The organism is Cellulomonas sp. P5_C5, assembly GCF_054049655.1.
In genome coordinates this window covers 29,119-48,301 of the sequence record NZ_JBFULY010000006.1, presented here as the reverse complement: position 1 = coordinate 48,301, position 19,183 = coordinate 29,119, and the positions used below count along the sequence as shown (strand labels likewise).

Below are 19,183 nucleotides of genomic sequence, written 5' to 3'. Positions count from 1 at the left end.
TAGCGCCCTTGCGCTGCATATGAGATGGGAGGTGGTCACGATGACGGTGATGATCGACGACCCAACGGTCGAAGCGCCTGTCGTGCACGCACGCGTCCACACCTCCTCTCCCGTTGGCCTGCACCTCGTGCCGCTGCGTGATTCACCTCCACCTCCTCCTGAGCCCGCGCTGATCTGGGCGGACTCCGGACGCGGCGCTCATCCCGACGCGTCGCCGAGGGTCCCGCCGGGAGCGCGCGTGGTGGACCTGGGCGCGGTGGAGAGCTTCCCTCTGCCCGGTGCGGACGTCACGCAGCTGGTCGCGATGCTCGGTTCGGTCCCGGTCGCCGAGATCTCCGGAGCAGCTCTGGTGAACGGCGTTGCCGCGTGGCAGCAGGTCCTGAACATGGTCCAGGCCGCCCGGGCGGAGTGGGTCCGCGAGCTGGAGGCACGGACGCCGGACGCGCTGCGCCACGTGCCAGACGAGCTCGCGTGTGCGCTGGTGTCGACCAGGCGCCACGCAGAGAACCTCTTCCTGCGGGCGTGGGGCACGGCACAGCACCCGGTGTTGGCCGACGCGTGGAGGGTCGGCGCGATCGACTCGCGCAAGGTCGACGTCATCCTGTACGAAGTGGGTCGGGGCGGCGGGAGCCTGTCCCGCAGCGAGGTCGCCGCAGTCGTCGCCGACGCCGTGGACCACGCAGAGACGATGACCGGCCCCCAGCTCGCCCGGCACGTGCGCGCGGCCCTGATCAGCGCCGATCCGGCCGTCGCCGAGCAACGCCGGGTCGTGGAACGGGATCGCCGGGGAGTGTTCCTGGACCTGGCACCCGACGCGATGGCCCGTCTGATCGCCTATCTGCCCGCAGCCGAGGCGACCGCGGCATTCACGGCGATCGACGCCCTCGCCGGCAACGCTGCAACGGACGGGGACCCGCGGACGGTGGACCAGCGACGTGCCGACGCGTTCGCCGACGTGTTCGCCTCGATCCTGGACCGTCAGGCGACGCCGGACGGGACCCCGCTCCCGACCAGGCACGGGCAACGGGTCGCCCTGCAGGTGAGCGTCGCTGCCACCACGCTGCTGGGGCTGGACGACGCTCCCGGCCACCTGGGCTCCTACGGGCCGATCCCCGCCCAGGTCGCCCGCGAGCTCGCCCAGGACGCTACTTGGCGTCGCGTGCTCACCGACCCGGCCACCGGCCAGGTCTGCTCCGTCGGAACCGCCAGCTACCGGCCCGGTGCGGACCTGACCCGGACGGTCACGGCGCGGGACGTGACCTGCACGTTCCCCGGCTGCCGGACACCTGCGGTCCGCTGCGAGATCGATCACCGCACGCCGTACGACGTCACTCGCAGCCACGACGAGAGCAACCCGCAGACGTGCGAGGCCAACCTCCACGCCCTGTGCAAGCACCACCACCAGGCCAAGACCGACGGATGGTGGAACGTCACCTACGACCCCGCCACCGGCGTCTCCCTGTGGACGGATCGACACGGCATCACCTACTCCCGACATCCCGTCCAGGTCCTGGTCCCGCCCGGCGCCCCGCACCACCGCGCATCCCCACCACCACCGCTCGGTCCCGGTACCCCACCCTTCTGACTCCCGCGCCCTCTGGCCGCTCAGGGGGTGCCGCCCGAGGGCACGCTTCGAGCTGCCCTCCGGTGTGTCTACGGCGTTCATCATCGATCGGCCGGTCGTCGTCGATGCGCAGTCGCACGCCGGGAAGCTCGTTTGTCGTCAGTCACAAGGTTGTCCACAGTCGCGTGACCGTCCGTGACGGGCTGTGCCCGTTTTCGGTACGTTCGCCCGCATGCCTTGGTGGAGCGGTCGTCGCGGTGGTGCCCTGATCGTCGTCGCTGTGACTGGGCTCGCCTTGGTGGTCGCCGGGTGCACCGGCGGGACGCCAGTCGCGACGGAATCCTCGACCCCTCCCCCGGTCGCCACGTCGACACCGACCCCGAGTCCGACGCCCACCGCCACGGCCGCTGTCGACGTGACAGTGAAGCCGACACGGCCGGCGGCCCTGGACGAGCCGCCAAGTGTGGAGGGTGCGGTGGCGGTGGCGACGTACTTCCTCAGCTTGTACCCGTACGCGTACGCGACTGGCGATCTCGCGGACTGGGAGGTGATCAGTTCCGACGCATGCGTGTTCTGCTCCAGCGTCGTCACCAACGTGAGCGCGATGCACGTGGTCGGCCACAGGCAGATCGAGTCGGGCACGACCATGCATCAGGCGTCGGGAACCGAGATCAACCCGGGTGTGTTCTACACCGTCACAATCGATGCGAAGCAAGGCGACGCGGTCGAGTTCGACGCGACCGGCGCGACCGTCGATACCTCGGTCGGCGAGGAGAACACGCTTGTCTTTGCCGTCGAGTGGAATGGTGCTTGGTCCATTCGCGAGGTCGACGTGAACCCCGAGACGCCATGAGGCGGCGGTACCTAGCCGCGCTGCCAGTTCTCGTCATCGGCGTGCTCGTCGCGTTCGCGTCACCCGCAGTTTCTATCGAGTCCTGGCGGGACGAGGCCCAAGCGGACGCAGACGGAGCGGTACTCAACCTCTCCGCATTTCAAGCCGAACAGGCGTTGCGCAACTACAGCGCCGCGGCCGTCCCGCCCCGGGTCGAGCTGTTCCAGCTACGCCGCGCGGCGCTGTGCAACGTGACCTCGGGAACGCTCGAGTCCGACATCGGCGGCGCGTGCGCTCCCCCGGACGGCTCGGTGGTCCCCGCCTGCGACGGCGAGCAACCCGTCCAACCGCTCTGGCGTCGGGACCGCGCCACCCCCGACGCCCCCTGGGAACCGTGGCGGATGATCGTCGGCTGGGCCTGCCCCGACGACCTCCTGCCCACGATGACCGCGACCGACTTCCAGCAGCTGCCCATCGCCCCGCAGGTCATCACCATGCAGCCCGACCGCGGCTGGGTCCTGGTCAACAARGAGACCATCGTCCTGRCCGACCCCGTCGAGCAGACGTTCCGCACCGACCTGTTCGGCTACGGMATCGACGTCATCGCCACACCCACGCACTACACGTGGGACTTCAACGACGGCAGCCACGACCTGTCCACCGACAGCCCCGGCACGCCCTACCCCGAGTTCGACGTCTTCCACGTGTTCACAGACACCGGAACCACCACCATCGAGCTCACCACCACCTGGTCCGGCCGCTACCGGATCGACGGCGACGACACCTGGCGCGACGTCGTCGGCACCGCCCACACCACCAGCACGACACCTGAGTTCGAGATCGTCGAACGCCGCTCCCGCCTCGTCGCCCGCGACTGCAACGAAGACCCCGACCAACCCGACTGCCAGTAGGCGCAATCGCGCCACGCTCGCGTCTCCGCGTCCGCGGATCCGACAACCCGCAGCATTGGTCTCGCCACACAGGCTCCCAGCGGACCTCACAACCCGAAGCTCTGGTCGCGCCGGACGGGCTACATCACCGGGTGCGCACGAGGCGGCCGCTCGTCGGAGTCCGTGCGAGGACCACGGGCCGCTCGGTGGCCACGGTCGCGGTACGTTGTCGCGCGTGGTTGGCATCGAGCGCATCGCCGTCCTGTCCGACGTGCACGGCAACCTGACCGCCTTCGACGCGGTGCTCGCCGACATCGACGCCCGCGGGATCACCACGATCCTCAACCTCGGCGACGTCGCCGGGAAGGGTCCGCGCGGCTCGGCGGCGATCGCCCGTACCCGCGAGCGCTGCGCGGTGACGGTCCGCGGGAACTGGGACGACTTCCTCCCGGTGTCGGCCGAGCACGACGACCCGGCGATCCGGTGGTGGCACGACGAACTGAGCGCCGACGACCGCGACTGGCTGAGGAACCTGCCGCGCAGCCACGACCTCGAGATCGCGGGCCGACGCGTCCGGCTGTTCCACGCGTCCGCGACCAGCGTCTACACGAAGGTGCACTTCCACCACACGAGCGACGAGTTCGCCACGATGTTCGCGACGACCGAGCTCACCGGCGACGGGCCGTCACCGGACCTGGTCGTGTACGGCGACGTGCACGACGCCTACGTCGAGACCGACCGTGGCCGCACCCTGGTCAACGTGGGCAGCGTCGGCAACMCGCTGGACGAGACGACCGCGTCCTACGTGGTCCTGGAGAGCATCCGGGACACGTTCAGCCTGCAGATCGTGCGCGTGCCGTACGACGTGGAGTCGGAGATCGCCGTCGCGCAGGCCGCGGGGATGCCCGAGCTGGAGGCGTGGGCGATCGAGCTGCGGACCGGCATGTACCGCGGACAGCACGCCGAGCTGGGCCTCGTCAGCCAGGAGTGACGCCCACCGCGGCCACCAGCCGGCGCACCACCTCGTCCGGGTCCGACTCCCACTCGGTGGCCAGCACCTGCACGACGCGCCAGCCGCCGGAGCGCAGCGCGGTCGGCTGGGTGACCCGACGCTCGTCGAGCGAGTGCGCGACGAGCCGGGCGGGCTGGTCGACGAGCACCCCGACGGTGTGCTCGAGGGCGCCGACGGGCCGCAGCGCCAGGTCGGCGCGGAACGCGGACTGCCCGACCCCGGCGACGACCTCCACGCCGGCGGCGCGGACCGCGTCGGCGATCTGCTCGACGATGGGCGCGACGCTGTCCGGGGCAGTGCGCCCGCTTCGCTCGCGGAGCCCGGCGAGCACGCCGGTCGCGGCGGCCGCGTCGCCGTTGGAGACCGCGTCGGCGTAGTGCAGGAAGCCGCGCAGGGTGTTGGCGCCGTCGTTGTAGGTGTTCGTGATCGCGCTGTGGTCGATGCTGCTGACCAGGACCATGTGCCGGCGGGCGCGGCTGAAGATGACGTTGAGCCGCTTCTCGCCGCCCGCGTTGTTGATGGGACCGAAGTTCATGCGCATCCGGCCGTCCGGGCCGGCGGCGTAGCAGACGCTCATGAGGATGACGTCGCGCTCGTCGCCCTGGACGTTCTCGAGGTTCTTCACGAACAGCCCGACCACCTGGCCGTCCTCCTCGCGGGCGACCTCCGCGTCGTACCGGCGGGCGAACTCGACGTCGTCGCGGCCCAGCCGCTCCAGCGCACGCTCGATCTCCGACTGCTGCGCCTCCGAGAACGCCACGATCCCGAGGGTCAGACCTGTCCCCCGCGCCAGGAGCTCGCGGACCAGGTGCGCGATCCAGGCGGCCTCCTGCGGGTTGGTGCGCTGCGTGTAGACGCCGTCGAGCACGCGGATCGCGCTGATGCTGCGCTCCAGCAGCCCGTCGACGGCGGCGGTGACGTCCTCCGGCGTGAAGGAACCCGCCGTGACCTCCAGCGGCTGCGCCCGCACGTGCGTCAGGGTCCTGTCCGGGATCGTGGTCAGCCGGCCCTCGTAGAACGCCGCGTTGCTGAACTGGATGAGCGCCTCGTACTGGCTGCGGTAGTGCCACGTGAGCATGGTCGACGGCAGCCGCACGGACCCGACCGCGAGGAAGCTGTCGGAGTCGAGGACCACACCCACAGGGGCGTCGTCGTCGGCGACGACGGGCTCGTCCGAGGACGACGACTGCCCCGCCACCTGGAAGTACCGCGTCGGCGGGAGCTGCATCCGGTCCCCGACGACGATCACCTGCGCGCCGCGGAACAGCGCCGGCACGGCCTCCTCGACCGGGATCTGGCTGGCCTCGTCGAAGATCACCACGTCGAACGACGTCTCCAGCGGCAGGGTGTCCGACAGCGACGACGGGCTCATCAGCCACACCGGCCGCATCGCGGCGACGACGGCACCGGGCTCGGCCGACGCGAGGTGCCGGATCGACTTGTAGGCGCGGACCTTGCCGAACTCGTGCTCGAGCTCGCGTCGGCCCGTCATCCAGACCGCCTTGAGCGCACGGTCCTCGGGCGGCATGCCGGTGACGCTGCGCTGCGAGTGCGCGACCGCCGCGGTGAACCGGGCGCGCAGCCGGGCGGTGACCACGTCGGCGTTGGCGCGCTGGAGCTGCGGGGCGCGCTCGGCCACGCGGTCCAGCAGGTCGGCCAGCCGGTCGCCGTCGAGCCGGTTCAGGGCGGGCTCCTGCGCGCGGGCCTCCCGCATCGACGCGGCGACGACGGCGTGCTCGAGCTGGTCCGGGGACGCGTCCAGGTGCCGCAGGGCGCGCAGCACGGTCGGCGCCGCGGCGAGGTCGCGCAGCGTGCCCGCCGCCGCACGGACGAGCGCCTGGCCCTCCGCGCCGGTGAGGCCGCGCAGCTCGTCGCGCAGCGCGGTCATCGGCAGGTCGTCGGCACCCAGGACGAGGCCGGACAGGCACGCCCGCAGCGCGTCGACCTGCTCCGGGAGGCGGTCGAGGACGTCGTCGGGCTCGGTGTCCGCCAGGCGTGTGCGCCACACCGCGAGCTCGCCCGTGTACCGCCGGATCGCGGCGATCCGGTCGCTGAGCACCGCGAGGTCGCCGTGCCCCCACTCGCGGGCGAGCTCCTGCGAGAGCGCGTCGGCGCGGGCGGCGGTGTCGTACCGCGCGACGAGGAGCTCCAGCGCCTCCGTGACCGTCGGGCGGACCAGCCGGTCACCGGCGTCGAACCCGGCCTCCACCAGCCGCTTCACGCGCCGCCAGCCGCCGTCGAGGAACTTCCAGGCGGACGGTTCGCGTCGTCGGGCGATCTCGAGGGCGGCCGCCGCGTCGGGCGCCGACAACGGCTCGCGCCAGCCCACCGCCGCCCGGTCGGCCGTGTCGGCCGTCGCCTCGACCTCGCGCCACGCCACCGTCGCGTCCTGCAACCGGCGCGCGGCCGGGGTGCGCGGGGTGACCGCCGACCCGAGGTCGCGCAGGACCAGCGGCGCGAGGACCGCGTGCATCTGGCCGATCGCGTCGGCGTCGTCGACGGTGAGCCCGTCGGCGTCGGACGACGCGACCAGCAGGGCGAGCACGGCGTCGATCGCCGCCGCCGCTCCGGACGCGCGCTGCGCCACGACCGCGTCGGCGCGCGACTCGTCGAGGATCACCGGGTCGACCAGCCGGACCGGCGTGCGCGCGAGCACCGGGGCAGCACCCGCGCGCGCCAGCGCGGACACGAGCGCGTCCACCAGCGGCCGGGCCGGCACCCAGTCGGCGGGCTCGGGCAGCAGCGCCTGCTCGGCGGGGCTCAGGTCGTCGCCCCAGCGGAAGCCGCGCAGCGCGATGAGCCGGTCCAGCACGTCCTGCACCCCGGACAGCGCGCGCTCGTACGCACCGACCTCCGCCAGTGCGGTCGTCGTCGCCTCGATCAGCGCGGCCCGGCGGCCCTCGACCACCTCGAGCGGCTCGTCGTCGGCCAGCCACCGCTCGTAGGTGTCGCGCAGGCCGTGCACGAACTCCTTCTTGTCCTGCTGGCTGTCGTGCACCAGCGTGCAGATCTCGCCCAGCCCCTGCGCCCGCAGCCGCGCGTGCACGACGTCGAGCGCAGCGCGCTTCTGGCAGACGAACAGCACGCGCTTGCCGTGCGCGACGAAGTCGGCGACCAGGTTGGTGATCGTCTGCGACTTGCCGGTGCCCGGGGGTCCCTGGATGACGAAGTTGTCCCCGGAGCGGGCCAGCGCCACGGCGCCGACCTGCGACGCGTCCGCGGGCACGACGAGGTAGCGGTCGGCCACGGGGATGGTCGCGCCGTGCTCGGCGACGTCCCGCGGGGCGTTCGAGAACAGCTCGTCGAACGCGGCGTTCGACAGCGGCTCGGTCAGCAGGGAGTCGTAGTCGCGGACCAGGCTGAGCGTGCGGTAGTTGAAGTTGGCCAGCGTGACCATCGTCAGGTCGACGTCCCAGGTGTACGGGTTGGCGTCGGCGTTCGTCTGCACCGAGAACGTCTCGACCACGTGCTGCGGCGCGGGGCGGTCACCCAGCTCGACCGACAGCGGGACCGGCCGTCGCTGGATCCGGTCCGCGAAGATCTGCACCCCGAGCGGCGCCCAGCCCGGACGCCGGTAGGAGTACGCGTACTGCCGGCGCCCGAACGTGGGCCGGCTGGACGGCCGCCGTCGCCGGTAGGCCTGCAGCGCCACCTGGGCGCGGTGCCGGACCAGCTCGATGCGGGGCGTGTCGACGAGCGAGACGACCACGGCCGGCTGGGTCGCGCGCGCCTGCTTCTCGATGGTCGCGCGCAGCTCCTCGACGGCGCCGTCGGCGGCCAGGTCGACGGTCTCGGGCAGCCGCAGCCCGAACAGCTCGTCCAGCTGGTGCCGCAGCACGGGGTTGACCTCGGCCACGGTGCTGGTCAGCTCCATGCGGTACGCATCGCGCACGCCGCGCTGCTTGGTCAGCGTCACCGGCGCCAGCACCAGCGGCGACTCGATGGGCGCGGTCGGGTCGTTCTTCACGTCGTGCCAGCGCAGGAACGCCACCACGAGCCGCAGCTGGTCCCGCCCGTACTCCGCGCGGTCCCGGCGGGCCGACGAGATCAGCGCGTCGAGCGCCGTGGCCGCGTAGGGGGCGTCGTCCCAGCGGACCAGGGAGCCGACGTCGATCACCTTGCCGTCCAGCAGGCGCGACGACGCCGGGCCGCCCCAGGTGAAGAGCTGCGACGCCCGGATGTGGCGCACGTCGAGCACGAGCGGCACGGACGCCTCGGTGAGGTTGATGGTCCGTCCGGTGGGCCGGAAGTGCAGCAGCGGGTTGCGCCGGGACGCGTCGAAGAGCCGGTCGCGCAGGTGCTCCAGCACAGCGGCGCGGGAGTCGGGCTGAGCGCTCAGGACCCGGTCGAGGTCGAAGTCCTCCGGCTGGTCGCGGTAGGACTCCAGCCGCGCGACGACGTCCGCGAGGTCCTGGGCACGGCGCCGGCGGTCGGGCGCGATCATCGAGCTGGCAACCGTCGCCAGGACGGGGTGCAGGCCGGGGTCCAGGGCGAACAGGTTGTTCCGGTGCTCCTGGAGCAGGGCCGCGTCGCCCTCGTCGGCCAGGTCCAGTCCGCACACGAGCGCGACGAACAGCTCACCCAGGCTGGCGACGTCCGTGAGCTCGTCGTGGTGGCCGACGAGGTGCTCCCACCGCTGCCAGCCCGCGACGATCCGGACGGAACCCTCCTCGCTGTCGACGTCGACCGCCCCGGTCAGCTCCGCAGCGGCGACCGCCGCCCGGATGCGCACCGGYGGGCCGGCGAGCGACTCGTCGATCGTGACCGGCTCGTCGCCGTCGTCGTCCAGCGCCGCGAGGCCCCGCAGCGGCGCCACCCGGCCCGTCTCGTGCAGCACCTGGACCGTGCGGAACATGGGCAGCAGCAGCCCGAGCACGTCGTCGGCGGGCAGCCCGCCCCGGTCCACGGCGCGCGCGATCAGCCGGCGCATCAGCGCACCACCCGCGGGGCGTCCGCCGACGCCATGACCCGGGACATCGCCCGGTCGCCGAGGTCCAGCTCCGCGCCGAGCATGGCCAGCAGCTCGTCGCCCAGACCGACGCGCCGGGCCAGCGCCAGCACCGCGCCCAGGTCGTCGGCACCGCCCTCGTCGTCGGCCGTGGCGAAGTCGAGCAGCACGGCCGCGAGGTAGGTCCGCGTCTCGGCGGCCAGCGTCGTGGGCATGTCCGTGATGACGGGCGTCCCGCCCACGACGACCCCGAACCGCTGCGCCAGGTCCAGCGCCTCCTCGCTGCGCACGGCGTCGTCGGCGACGAGCATCCAGACCAGCGACCGCGTCACCTCCAGGAGCCGGTCCTGCCCGAGCAGGTCGAGCACCGCGAGGTCGAGCTGCGGACCGAGCGCCGCCTCGACCATCGAGTCGGCACCCGCACCGCGCTCCGCCCACTCCTGCAGCGCCCACGCCCGCAGCACGGTCTCCGGGTGGGTGCTCCCGGCGCTCGGCACGCTGTAGTCCACCTCGGCGGCCTGCCGCAGGTACGCCGCCGAGTCGACCTTGGCCAGCCCGGTGACCACCTTGACCAGCCCGCTCACCGTCGTCGTGAGCGAGCCGCCGCACGCCAGCATCCCGCCCCGGTCGGCGACCAGCTCCGTGGCCAGCCGGAAGCGGCGGGCGGTCTCCAGGTACTCCGACGGGGTGCGGGCGTCGGACTCCGCCGCGTCGAGCAGCCGGGACGCCGCCAGGTACCGCCCGTCCTCCGCGGTCCACAGCACGTGGTGCGCCAGCTCGTGCCCCGCGACCGCGCACAGCTCCTCGGGGTCGAGCAGGTTGAGCAGGCCGCCGGTCAGGATCAGGACCGCCCGGTCCGGCACGAACACCAGCTCGGCGTCGACGCCCTGCCCGCGCTCGTCGACGTAGATCTCGATGGGCAGCGCCACGCCGAGCGCGTCCGCGGCCCGCTGCACGGTGGCGTGCACCTCGGCGTGCCCGACGGGGTCCACCCGGTAGGTCTGCCGCAGCAGCAGCTGCTCGAGCTCGGCCGTGGGGGTGGTCGGCCGCAGCGACCCGAACGCGACGGGGTTCTCGCGCTCCAGGATCGTCGCGACGTCGCGGTGGTACGCCAACGGTCCCCACACGGTCACGCAGGCCCCTCTCGTCGCGTCGCTCCTCCTGGCCCCGGCGACGATAACGCGGGCGGGGGACATCTTCGCGGAGTCTTCACATTCGCACCTAGGCGCGGGGGTGTCGGGTTCGGCAGGGTGAGGCGCGTCCAGGCCGGACCGGGCGCAGGGGGCGACCGGCCGGGGGACGCACACGCAGGGGGACGCATGACTGCTGCACATCGCCATGTCCGCAGGTGGGGAGCACTTCTCGGAGCTCTCGCACTGACCGTCACGCTGGGCTCCACCGCCGGCGCCACGCCGTCGTCCGACCGCACCGACCGCACGGCACGCGCGGAGGCCGCCCGGGTCGACCGCGTGCCGGTGCCCGACCCGCAGTGGTTCGACTGCAGCAGCGCGTTCGGGGAGCGCACCGAGTGCGGCACCGTCCAGCTGCCGCTCGACTACGACCAGCCGCGCAAGGCCTCGACCGAGGTCGCGCTGCTGCGGCTCTCGGTCGCGGACCCGTCGCGCAAGATCGGCACCCTGTTCATCAACCCCGGCGGGCCGGGCGGGTCCGGGGTGCAGATCGCCGCGGCCGCGTCGTACTTCCTGTCGCCGGCGCTGCTCGAGCGGTTCGACGTCGTCGGCGTCGACCCCCGCGGCACCAACTTCAGCAGCAACGTGAAGTGCTTCCGCCACCTGGGCGACCAGGCCGACGCCCTGGCCGGCCTGAACGTGCCGTTCCCGGTCGGTGACGCCGAGACCGGTGCGTACGTCGCGTCGGCGAAGACGTTCGGTGCCGCCTGCTCCGTCGCGGGCCCGCCGCTGTCCGGCTCGATGTCGACCGCGGAGGTCGCGCGCGACATGGACGTCCTGCGCCGCATGGTGGGCGACAAGAAGCTGACGTACCTGGGCTTCTCCTACGGCACGTACCTGGGCAACGTCTACGCGAACCTGTTCCCGGACCGCGTGCGGGCCGTCGTCATCGACGGCGTGCTCGACCCGCTGGCCTGGGCCGGGACGCCCGAGAACGCGAGCATCCCGCAGACCCAGCGGCTGAAGTCGGGCGAGGGCGCGTCGAAGGCCCTGGACGAGACGCTGGCCCGGTGCGCGGCCGCAGGCCCGGAGTTCTGCCTCCTCGCCGGCCTCGGCGACCCGGCAACCGTGTACGCGGAGATCGTCGCGTCGATCAAGGAGAACCCGATCGTGGTCCCGGACGAGACGGGAGCGCCGCTGTTCGAGATCACGTACCCCGTGCTGGTCGGGCAGCTCCTGAGCGACCTCTACGCGCYGGAGGGTCCGAGCTGGGTGGACCAGGACCTGGTCTACGTGCACAGCCTCCAGAACCCCACCGACGCCGACCTGAGCGCCGCCCGTGCGGCGTTCGTGGGCCGGTACGAGGCGTTCCACGGGCGGCACGACGCACCACGCCCCGCCGCCGCCGGGTGGCCGTACGACAACTCGCCCGAGGCGTTCCAGAGCGTGCTGTGCACCGACGGGCTGAACCCGGCGAACGCGGAGGACTGGGTCCCGGCGTCCGCCGCCGCCGACGCGGCCGCACCGGGCTTCGGACCGCTGTGGACGTGGGCCTCGGCACCGTGCGCGTCGTCGACCTGGACGGTGCGCGACGAGGACGCCTACACCGGTCCGTTCACCCGCCGGACCTCCGCCCCGGTGCTCGTCGTCGGCAACTACTGGGACCCGGCGACGAACTACGACGGGGCCGTGGCCGCAGCCGCGCTGCTGCCCCGGAGCAGCCTCCTGTCGAGCGACTCGTGGGGCCACACGGCGTACGGCACCTCGGCGTGCGTGACCGACACGGTGGACGCCTACCTGATCACGGGCGCGACGCCCGCGGCCGGGACCGTGTGCACCGGTGACGTGCAGCCGTTCACGGAGCCGCTGGGCTCCGACGAGGGTCCGCAGTCGCGGCGGACCGCTCCGGCGCGACCGCTGCCGCCGGTGGTGCCGCCGCTGCCGGGGGCGCTCCCGCGGTCCTGACGACCGGGTGTCCTGACCGGGCGGTCCGCCGCCCGGTCAGGCGCCGTCGCCGGATGACCCACTCCGCGAACGCGAGGTTGATCATCCACGCCGCACCCATGAGCAGGGCCCGCACGGTCTCGCTGGGTGCGCCGATGACCAGCGTCCACGGCGCGAAGATCAGCGCCTGCGTGCCCGCACCCTGCCCGATCGCGTAGCCGCGGGTCACCCACGCGCTGTGCGTGACGACGTCCCGCCGACGGATGGCGACGACGCCGAGCACGAGGAACGCGACCATCGCGCTGCCGAACACCAGCCGGAACCACATCAGCAGCGGACCGTCGCCCGCGGGCAGGTCGGTGAAGACCGCCATCCACAGCCCCGCCAGCGCCGCGAGGACCCCCGCCGGCGCCACCACGCGTCCGGCCGTCCGGTGCCAGCGGGGCCGCCGACGGCGCAGCCCCGGGTGGAACTGGAACGCGCCGAGCAGCAGGAACACCGTGGCGCACACGATGTGGACCACCACGGGCACCGGCATGGTCACGAAGCGCTCGTTGGCGGGTGTCACCGCCGGGTCGCTGCTGAGCTCCGCGAGCCGGATGCCGCCGGCCAGCATCGGGACCAGGCTGAGCAGGATCAGTCCGGCGGGGATCCGCCACGCGTGCCTGGGCACTTGTTCTCCTCACGTCGTCCTGCGTCGAGCCTGCTGCCCCGGCGCCACGGGGACATCGGCTCTTCGTCCGTCGCGCGCTCGACCGATCGGCCGATCCGGAAACCCTGCACGGCGTCCGGTCGTTCACCCCTCGACGGCCACCCCATCCGGACGGAGACCCCATGAACCCGCTCGTCTGCCCCAAGTGCGGCTCGGACATGCGCGCGTACGAGCGCAACGGCGTGACCATCGACCAGTGCACCGGCTGCCGCGGGATCTTCCTCGACCGCGGCGAGCTGGAGAAGCTCACCGACGCCGAGGCCTCGTACTACGGCACGCGCCCGGCGGCCCCGGCACCGGCCGCGGCACCGCCGCCCGCCCGCTACCCCGACGACCGGTACCGCGAGGACGACCGGTATCGCGGTGGCGACCGCGACGACTACTACAAGAAGAAGAAGAAGCGCAGCTTCCTCGACGACCTGTTCGACTGATCTCTCGGGTCAGGTCGCCCTGTCAGACCCGCAGGGCAGAGTGACCCGCATGGACGTGCGGACGGTGGTCGAGCGCAGGGTCGGGTCGGGTGAGGTGCACGGTGCCGCGTGGCTCGTGGACCGTGGCGGGGAGGTCCGCTCCGGAGCGGCGGGGATCAGCACCCCGGACTCGCTGTTCCGCATCTCGTCGGTGACCAAGCCGGTGGTCGCGACGCTCGCGATGAGCCTCGTCGACGACGGGCTCCTGCGCCTGGACGACCCCGTGGACGCGCTGCTGCCGGAACTCGCGAACCGGCGCGTGCTGCGGGACCCCGACGGCCCGATCGACGACACCGTCCCCGCCGACCGCCCGATCACCGTGCGCGACGTGCTGGGGTTCCGGCTGGGCCTGGGCATGGACTTCAGCGGCCCGTTCCCCGGCACCGTGCTCGGTGCGCTCGCGGAGCAGGGGCTGCCCGTCGGACCACCCGCACCGCAGGCGTCCCCCGGGCCCGACGAGTGGATGCGCGTCGTCGGGAGCGTGCCGCTGTCCCACCAGCCGGGTGCCCGGTGGCTCTACAACACCGGTGCGCAGGTGCTCGGGGTCCTCGTCGCTCGTGCGGCCGGCCGGCCCCTGCCGGAGCTGCTGGCGGACCGCCTGCTCGACCCGCTGGGCATGACCGACACCGGCTTCCACGTCCCGCCCGACCGGCTCGGACGGTTCGGTGCGCACTGGCTCGGCCCCGACGTGTACGACGAGGCCGACGGGCAGTGGGCGTCGCCGCCCGCGTTCCCGGACGCCGCCTCCGGGCTGGTGTCGACCGTCGCGGACCTGCACGCGTTCGCCCGCACGCTCCGTGCGGGCGGCGGACCGGTCCTGGCACCCGCCACCGTCACCCGGATGGTCACGGCCGCAGGCGGCGCGCACGACCCGGACGGCGGTGAGGGCTGGGGCCTGGGCATCGGGGTCTGCGTCGCCGACCTCCCCGACGGTCGGCACGCCGGCACCTACGGGTGGGACGGTGGGCTCGGGTCGACCTGGTGGACGGACCCGGTGACGGACACGATCGCGATCCTGCTCACCACCGACGCGTGGACCGCGCCGCAGCCGACGCCGGTGTTCACCGACTTCTGGGTGGCGGCGTTCTCGACGGCGTGACGGGGGCGAGCGCTCTCAGACGAGCTGCTCCACGAGCGCGATCACGGTCGAGTCGTGCCAGCCGTCGTCGAGCCCCTCGAACAGGGCCGCCCGCTCGGGTGACGCCATCCAGACCTGCTCCAGCCGCCGGAACTCGTCCGCGTCCCCCTCGGCGCTCACCGCCCACGTGAACTCGCGGGACTCCCGGTTGAAGTACGCGGACTCGATCGTGAACCCGAACGCGGGCCGGGCGGGCGCGAGCGAGGTCGTCCACCACGCCAGGAACTCCTCGACGAGGTCGGGCTTGACGTAGTAGCGGCGGAGCTGGACGGTGCGGGGCACGACGGGTCCTCTCGGTGGGATGGGCCCATCGTGCCCCGTCCGGGGTCAGCCCACCGCGCGTTCGGCCACCGGGATCGTGTGCCGGTTGACGTGCGGGTGCAGGCCGAGGTTCTCGCGCAGGGTCGACCCCTCGTACTCGCGCCGGAACAGCCCGCGCTCCTGCAGGATCGGCACGACGGTGTCGACGAACACGTCGAGACCGCCCGGCAGGTACGGCGGCATGATGTTGAAGCCGTCCGCGGCTCCCTGCTCGAACCAGGTCTGGATCTCGTCGGCGACCTCGGTCGGGGTGCCCGCGAACGTGCGGTGCCCGCGACCCCCGCCCAGCCGCCCGATGAGCTCGCGGACGGTCAGGTTCTCCCCCTCGGCCAGGTCCCGGACCAGCTGGTACCGGCTCTTGTTGCCCTCGATGGAGTCGACGGGCGGGATCGGTGGCAGAGGTGCGTCCAGCGGGTGGTCGGTGAGGTCGACACCGAGCATCCCGGACAGCTGGCGCAGGGCGTAGTCGGGCGAGATCAGGTCGGTGAACTCCTGCTCCAGGGCGCGGGCCTCGGCCGTGGTCGGCGCGATGAACGGGACGATGCCCGGCAGGACGGCCAGGTCCTCCGGCCGGCGGCCGTACGCGGCGAGCCGCCCCTTGAGGTCCGCGTAGAACGCCTGCCCGTCGGCGAGCGTGCGCTGCGCGGTGAACACGGCCTCGGCGTACTGCGCGGCGAAGGCCTTGCCCGCCTCGGACGAGCCGGCCTGGACCAGCACCGGCCGTCCCTGCGGCGAGCCGGGGACGTTCAGCGGGCCGGCCACCCGGAAGTGCTCGCCCACGTGGTCGGCACGGTGCACCTTGGAGGCGTCGGCGAACACGCCGCTGGCCGGGTCGAGCCGGATCGCGTCGTCCTCCCACGAGTCCCAGAGCGCCAGGGCGACGTCGAGGAACTCCGTCGCCCGCCCGTAGCGGTCGGCGTGGGCGCGGACCTTGTCGAGGCCGAAGTTGGCGGCCTCCGCGTCGGTCCCGGAGGTGACGATGTTCCAGCCGGCGCGACCGCCGCTGATGCGGTCGAGCGACGCGAACGCGCGGGCCAGGAGGTACGGCTCGTAGTAGCTGGTGGACGCCGTCGCGATGAGGCCGACGTGGCTCGTCGCCCCGGCGATGGCGGTCAGGAGCGTGATCGGCTCGAACACCGCCTGGGTGTTGCGCGCCACGTTCGGTCCGACGGCCAGCCCGTCGGCGAAGAACACCGAGTCCAGGCGGCCGCGCTCGGCGGTCCGGCCGAGCTCGACGTAGTGCGCCACGTCGAGCGCGCGGGCCGGGTCGACGCGCGGGTGACGCCAGGCCGCCTCGTGGTGGCCGACGCCCATGAGGAAGGCGTTGAGATGCAGCGTGCGGGTCATGGTGGGCTCCAGGTTCAGGTGGTCGGGCGCCAGCGCGACAGGCGGCGCTCGGCGAGCAGGAGGACGGCGTTGATCGCGAGGCCGACGAGCGCGATCGTGATGATCCCGGCGTACATGGCGGGGATCTGGAAGTTCTGCTGCGCGGCCGTCACCAGGTAGCCGAGGCCCGCCCGGGCACCGACCATCTCCGCGGCGACCAGCACGAGGATCGACGCGGCACCGGCCATCCGGACGCCGGTGAAGATCGTCGGCACCGCCGCCGGGAGCGTGACCTTGGTGAACAGCTGGAGCGGGCGCAGGCCGAGCGACCGCGCGGACTTGAGCAGCAGCGGGTCCACCGTGCGGACGCCCGTGATCGTGCTGAGCAGCACCGGGAAGAAGCAGGCGTAGACCACCAGCGCGATCTTCGACGTCTCCCCGATGCCCAGGATCAGCACGAACACCGGCAGCAGGGCCAGGGCGGCGGTGTTCCGGAACAGCTCCAGGACGGGGTTGAGGAAGCGGGCGACCCCCGCGGAGCGCCCGATGAGCGCGCCCAGCGGGATGGCCGTCGCGATCGCGATGGTCAGGCCGACGAGCGCCCGGGTCAGGCTGGCCCGGAGGTGCTCGGTGAGCTGCCCGCTGCCGGCCAGGTCCGCGAGCGCGCCGAGCGATGTGCTGAGCGGCGGCAGGAAGACCTGGTCGACCAGCCCGACCCGGGGKGCGATCTCCCACAGGGCCGCGAACAGCAGGATCGCGGCGCTGCCGCGCAGGATCTTGCCGAGCAGCGGCAGCACCCGGGCCGGTCGCTGCTCGTCGACGGTCAGTCCGGCACGGCGGCGGTAGTCCTCCGGCGCCGGGTCGAGGGTGGGCTTCTCGAGCGTCGAGCTAGACATGGGCAACCTCTGTTTCCGACCGATCTTCGATCTGCTGGAGAGAGGACCACACGCGGTGCCGGAGGCGACCGAACGCCGGGTCGGAGCGGACGTCCTCGCCCGGGACCGGGTCGAGGTCGATGTCGATGAGGTCGCTGATCCGCCCGGGCCGCGGCGACATGACCGCGACCCGCTGACCGAGGTAGACGGCCTCGTCGATGCCGTGCGTGATGAACACGACCGTCTTGCCGGTGGCCCGCCAGATCCGCAGGAGCTCGTCCTGCAGGGACTCACGGGTCTGGGCGTCGAGGGCCGCGAACGGCTCGTCCATGAGCAGCACCCGCGGGTCCACCGCGAGCGCCCGGGCGATGGCCACGCGCTGCTTCATGCCGCCCGACAGCTCGTGCGGGTACCGGTCCGCGAACCCGGTCAGGCCGACCAGGTCGAGGTGCTCGTCGGCCAGCCGTGCCCGTTGCCGGCGCGGGACGCCGACGGACTCCAGCCCCAGCTCGACGTTCTTGCGGGCGGTCCGCCAGGGCAGCAGCGCGTACTGCTGGAACACCACGGCGCGGTCGGTGGCCGGGCCGGTGACCGGCGCGCCGTGCAGCAGGATCTGCCCGCTGGTCGGCGTCGTCAGTCCCGCGACGAGGTCGAGCAGCGTCGACTTGCCGCAGCCACTGGGCCCGACGATCGCGAGGAACTGCCCGTCGGGCACCTCGAGGTCGAGGTCCTGCACCGCGGTGAACCGGGCGCTGCGTCCGGCGTCGCGGACGACGAAGTCCTTGCGCACGCCGTCGAGCACGAGCGCCGCGGTCATGAGACGGCCTCGCCGTCCGGGCCGCTGGCCGGGTCGTACGTGCCGTTGCTGTAGGGGTTGTCCTTGTTGGTGTAGAGGTCCTCGGGGTCGAGCTGCCCTTCCTCCAGCGTGCCCTCGCGGACCAGCCAGTCCACCCAGAGGGAGATCTCCTTCGGGTCGATGACCCCACCGGGACCGGCCACGCCGGCGCTCTTCCAGAACTGCACCAGCTCGGTGTTCTCCTCGCGGTCGCGGCCCTCGATGATCGACTCGAACCGGTCGATGACCACCTCGCGCGGGTTGGTCTGCGTCCAGCGGATCGCGCGGGCGACGCCCTGCACGAAGTCCGCGACGGCGGCCGGGTTCTTCGCGATGAAGTCGTCCCGGAAGACGTAGGAGCCGTACGTGAACTCGCCGTACAGCGACGTGTCCGTGAACAGCTCGTGCAGCCCGCCGCGCTCCAGGGCGCTGTCCCGGAACACGCCGCCGAGGGTGCCGACGTCGATCTGCCCCTCACGCAGTGCCTGCTCGGTGGACACGGGCGGCACCACGACGAGCTGCACCGACGCGATCTCGTCCTTGCTCAGACCCTCCTGCGCCAGCCACTCCCGGACGACGAACTCGTGGTGCGCGCCGAGGGTGTTCATGCCGATCTTCTTGCCGACGAGGTCCTGCGCGGAGCGGATCGGGCTGCCCTCGAGCACGTAGTAGCCGTTGAACGCGACGTCGTCGGACCCGTAGTAGCCGATGACCGACGTGATCGGGGAGCCCGCGGCGACGAGCTTCGCGATGGCGCCGTTGAACGCGCCGCCGAAGTCGGTCTGCCCGGTCGCGGCCGACTGGATGTCCTGCGGGCCGCTGGTGGTGTCGCCCACCCACTCCAGGGTCACGTCGTCGAGGTAGCCGAGGTCGTCGGCAAGCTCGGGGAGGGTCACCTGGCCGGCGTTGCCCTGGTAGCGGAGCGTCACCGGCGCCTCGGGGTCGGCGGGTGCGGCGGCGGCGGCGCAGCCGGTGGCGAAGGCGACGACGGCCGTGAGAAGCGCCGCGAGGGACGCGAGGCGGCGGCGGGTCGGGGGTGGGGTCGACAAGGACACAGAGGTCTCCGGGGGGTAGGCAGCAGCGCCCCGCCGGCATGTGCCGACGCGGTCAGGGAGGGGTGGCGATCAGGGGCCGCGGCGCGGGGTGACCGGGCCGGGCGGGGGTGCGTGCGGCGGGTTCTACCGGC

Annotated in this window: 15 protein-coding genes; 7 read left to right on the top strand and 8 right to left on the bottom strand. The window is 72.8% G+C overall.

The genetic code is table 11. The features are described from left to right. Positions 1-238: 238 nt before the first annotated feature. The 4 genes from ACXJKF_RS07355 (at position 239) to ACXJKF_RS07340 (ending at position 4,277) form a co-directional block, all read left to right on the top strand. Positions 239-1,585, top strand: a complete 1,347-nt coding sequence (locus ACXJKF_RS07355; protein ID WP_456787082.1) for a DUF222 domain-containing protein — start codon at positions 239-241, stop codon at positions 1,583-1,585. 211 nt (positions 1,586-1,796) lie between these two features. Next, on the top strand, positions 1,797-2,417 hold the full coding sequence (locus ACXJKF_RS07350) for a DUF6318 family protein (RefSeq protein ID WP_456787081.1): 621 nt from the start codon (positions 1,797-1,799) through the stop codon (positions 2,415-2,417). Further along, positions 2,414-3,307: a PKD domain-containing protein gene (locus ACXJKF_RS07345; protein WP_456787080.1), complete on the top strand. Its 894-nt coding sequence runs from the start codon at positions 2,414-2,416 to the stop codon at positions 3,305-3,307. The genes ACXJKF_RS07350 and ACXJKF_RS07345 overlap by 4 nt, the downstream gene beginning before the upstream one ends. 214 nt (positions 3,308-3,521) lie before the next feature. Beyond that, positions 3,522-4,277, top strand: a complete 756-nt coding sequence (locus ACXJKF_RS07340; RefSeq protein WP_456787079.1) for a metallophosphoesterase family protein — start codon at positions 3,522-3,524, stop codon at positions 4,275-4,277. On the opposite strand, the gene ACXJKF_RS07335 is transcribed toward ACXJKF_RS07340, so the two are convergent. Together ACXJKF_RS07335 and ACXJKF_RS07330 are read right to left on the bottom strand one after the other, a co-directional pair. Next, positions 4,264-9,228 carry an AAA domain-containing protein gene (locus tag ACXJKF_RS07335; protein WP_456787078.1) on the bottom strand — a complete coding sequence of 1,655 codons (4,965 nt, stop codon included), beginning with the start codon at positions 9,226-9,228 and terminating at the stop codon, positions 4,264-4,266. The two genes, ACXJKF_RS07340 and ACXJKF_RS07335, sit on opposite strands and share 14 nt — an antisense overlap. Further along, positions 9,228-10,379, bottom strand: coding sequence for a M48 family metalloprotease (locus tag ACXJKF_RS07330; RefSeq protein WP_456787077.1), 1,152 nt, complete (start codon positions 10,377-10,379; stop codon positions 9,228-9,230). The genes ACXJKF_RS07335 and ACXJKF_RS07330 overlap by 1 nt, the downstream gene beginning before the upstream one ends. A 186-nt stretch (positions 10,380-10,565) precedes the next feature. On the opposite strand from ACXJKF_RS07330, the gene ACXJKF_RS07325 reads away from it, so the two are divergent. Continuing rightward, positions 10,566-12,341, top strand: a complete 1,776-nt coding sequence (locus ACXJKF_RS07325; RefSeq protein WP_456787076.1) for an alpha/beta fold hydrolase — start codon at positions 10,566-10,568, stop codon at positions 12,339-12,341. On the opposite strand, the gene ACXJKF_RS07320 is transcribed toward ACXJKF_RS07325, so the two are convergent. Next, positions 12,232-12,993, bottom strand: a complete 762-nt coding sequence (locus ACXJKF_RS07320; protein ID WP_456787075.1) for a DUF2306 domain-containing protein — start codon at positions 12,991-12,993, stop codon at positions 12,232-12,234. The two genes, ACXJKF_RS07325 and ACXJKF_RS07320, sit on opposite strands and share 110 nt — an antisense overlap. Before the next feature lie 161 nt (positions 12,994-13,154). On the opposite strand from ACXJKF_RS07320, the gene ACXJKF_RS07315 reads away from it, so the two are divergent. Continuing rightward, a complete protein-coding gene (locus ACXJKF_RS07315; protein WP_456787074.1) occupies positions 13,155-13,463 on the top strand; it encodes a TFIIB-type zinc ribbon-containing protein in 309 nt (102 codons plus the stop codon). Between the two features lie 49 nt (positions 13,464-13,512). Next, the gene (locus ACXJKF_RS07310) at positions 13,513-14,601 is read left to right on the top strand and encodes a serine hydrolase domain-containing protein (RefSeq protein ID WP_456787073.1); all 1,089 of its coding nucleotides are present in this window, start codon (positions 13,513-13,515) and stop codon (positions 14,599-14,601) included. A 15-nt stretch (positions 14,602-14,616) separates the two neighbouring features. Here ACXJKF_RS07310 and ACXJKF_RS07305 read toward each other — a convergent pair whose 3' ends face one another. The 5 genes from ACXJKF_RS07305 to ACXJKF_RS07285 are packed head-to-tail and all read right to left on the bottom strand — an operon-like array spanning position 14,617 to position 19,052. After that, complete coding sequence (locus ACXJKF_RS07305; RefSeq protein WP_456787072.1) at positions 14,617-14,922, bottom strand: hypothetical protein; 306 nt, start codon at positions 14,920-14,922, stop codon at positions 14,617-14,619. Positions 14,923-14,967: 45 nt separating this feature from the next. Further along, entirely contained in the window at positions 14,968-16,308 is a 1,341-nt protein-coding gene (locus tag ACXJKF_RS07300) for an LLM class flavin-dependent oxidoreductase (RefSeq protein WP_456787071.1), read from the bottom strand. Positions 16,309-16,322: 14 nt separating this feature from the next. Next, positions 16,323-17,183 carry an ABC transporter permease gene (locus ACXJKF_RS07295; RefSeq protein WP_456787070.1) on the bottom strand — a complete coding sequence of 287 codons (861 nt, stop codon included), beginning with the start codon at positions 17,181-17,183 and terminating at the stop codon, positions 16,323-16,325. Beyond that, positions 17,176-17,979, bottom strand: coding sequence for an ABC transporter ATP-binding protein (locus ACXJKF_RS07290; RefSeq protein WP_456787069.1), 804 nt, complete (start codon positions 17,977-17,979; stop codon positions 17,176-17,178). The genes ACXJKF_RS07295 and ACXJKF_RS07290 overlap by 8 nt, the downstream gene beginning before the upstream one ends. Then, positions 17,976-19,052: an ABC transporter substrate-binding protein gene (locus ACXJKF_RS07285; RefSeq protein ID WP_456787068.1), complete on the bottom strand. Its 1,077-nt coding sequence runs from the start codon at positions 19,050-19,052 to the stop codon at positions 17,976-17,978. The genes ACXJKF_RS07290 and ACXJKF_RS07285 overlap by 4 nt, the downstream gene beginning before the upstream one ends. Positions 19,053-19,183: the final 131 nt, after the last annotated feature.